Origin of the sequence: Kitasatospora sp. NPDC056327, from assembly GCF_042261735.1 — a bacterium.
In the GTDB taxonomy this organism is placed as follows: domain Bacteria; phylum Actinomycetota; class Actinomycetes; order Streptomycetales; family Streptomycetaceae; genus Kitasatospora.
Genome location: NZ_JBHJRC010000527.1, coordinates 1 through 2080, shown reverse-complemented (window position 1 = coordinate 2080; position 2080 = coordinate 1). Strand labels below are relative to the sequence as shown.

General features: G+C 72.4%; 1 protein-coding gene. It reads left to right on the top strand.

Features of this window, described 5'->3' with window-relative positions; all coding sequences use genetic code 11:
- Positions 1-554 precede the first annotated feature (554 nt).
- The coding region (locus tag ACFCX4_RS36045) for a trypsin-like serine protease (RefSeq protein WP_376151671.1) at positions 555-2080 on the top strand (1526 nt) is incomplete at its 3' end.

Genomic DNA, 2080 nt, shown 5'->3' with positions numbered 1-2080 from the left:
ACTCCCCGTGAGCCGCGCCGGCCGGTCCGCGTCGCGTGCGGGCCCCTCGGGCCGGCCCGTCGACCCCCCCTTCGGCGGGGTGCGGATCGAGCCATTTCCGCTCCGGATGTTTCGGCGGCCGTTCGGGCCGAATTCCCTCGGCGCCCTCCCGGTGGGGCCAATTCGGGTCCGTCGATATCCGTGGCCCGCCCGGCGGGCGCACCGGTTCGTGTCCGGGGGATGGCGCGTTTCCGCCGTAACGAACGGCCTCATGTCGGACATAGCGCGACGCCTCACGCCTCGTCACCTCGGTGTACGGGCGCCCGAAATGACATCAAGTCACTACACGGATCACTTTGACGAATCCTCTTCACCCGAGGTCGTCGGTATGCATTAGGGTGCGGTGTTGACCGGCCCGGATTCCCCGGGATGAATCGCCGTTCGACCCCGAAGTTCAACAGTGGACGAACGGGAGATGGCGAAACGCCCGCATTCCCGGATCGCGGTGGTCGGCGGCACGTCCGTCCGGCCGTCCCGGGGTTCCGTGCCCACGCGTACAGAGAGGAACAGACAAGATGTCCCGCTCATCCGCTCCGCGTTCCTGGCGGTCCGGACTGACCGCCGCCGCCCTCGCGGCCGGCGCACTGACCGCCGGCCTCGGCGGCCGGGCCGAAGCCGTGGTCGGAGACCCGGCCGCCTCCGGGACCTACGGTTACACCGTCCGTCTGGAGATAGGCGACCAGCGCGCCTGCTCGGCGGTGCTGGTGGACCGCCTCTGGATCCTCAGCACGGCCAGCTGCTTCGCCTCCGGCACCGTCAACCCGGCGCCCGGCGCTCCCGCGGAGCGCACCGTCGCCACCATCGGCCGCACCGACCTCACCACCGAGGACGGCGTCCGGGCGGAGGTCGTCGAGCTGCTGCCCCACCAGGACCGCGACCTCGTCCTCGGCCGGCTGGCGACGCCGTTCGACGGCGTGGCCCCCGTCCGGCTCGCCACCACCGCCCCGGTGCCCGGTGAGACCCTGCGCGCCGCCGGCTACGGCCGGACCGCCACCGAGTGGGTTCCGCTCAAGCTGCACACGGGCGCCTTCGCCGTCGACTCCGTGCTGCCGACCGCGATCAACATCAAGGGCCAGAGCGGGTCCGGCCTCTGCAAGGGGGACACCGGCGGCCCGACGGTCCGCACCACCTCCACCGGCACCGAGCTGGTGGCCGTCAACAGCGGGATCTGGCAGGGCGGCTGCCTCGGCTCGACCGAGACCCGCACCGGTGGCCGCAGCGTCCGGGCCGACGACCTGGGCGGCTGGGTGCAGGACGCCGTGCGCCGTGCGCGGACCCCGCGGGACGCCAACGGCGACGGCCGCGCCGACGCGTTCCTCACCTACTTCCAGGCCGACGGTTCGATCGGCTTCTACACGGCGCTGGGCGGCCGCACCGGCGCGCTGGGCGAGTACACCAGCGGGTACGTCGTCCCGCCGGGCGGGCGGTGGGACCGGGCGGCCATGAAGCTCGTCCAGGGCGACTTCAACGGTGACGGCCGGGCCGACCTCGCCCTGCTGTACCACCGCGCCGACAACTCGATCACCCTGCACACCGCGCTCTCCGACGGCTCCGGGCACCTGGGCGCCTTCGACGTCAACGGCACCACCGTGCCGGCCGCGGGCAACTGGGACTGGAACGCCTTCGACCTCTACCCGGGCGACGCGAACGGCGACGGCCGCGGGGACGTGCTGTTGGCGTACTACCACGGTGACGGTTCGGTCGGTTTCTACACGGCGCTGGCCGGTGCGAACGGTGCGATCGGCGAGTTCAACGGCGGGTACCGCGTCCCGGCCGGTAACTGGAGCCGTGCCGACATGAAGCTCGTGCCGGGCGACTTCAACGGCGACGGCCGGTCCGAGCTGGCGCTGCTCTACCGGCACTGGGACGGTTCGATCTCCCAGCACACCTCGGTCGCGGACGCGGCCGGTCTGCTGAGCCCGTTCGACACCGCGGGCTGGACGGTCCCGGCCGCGGGCAACTGGGACTGGAACGCCTTCGACCTCTACCCGGGCGACGCGAACGGCGACGGCCGCGGGGACGTGCTGTTGGCGTACTACCA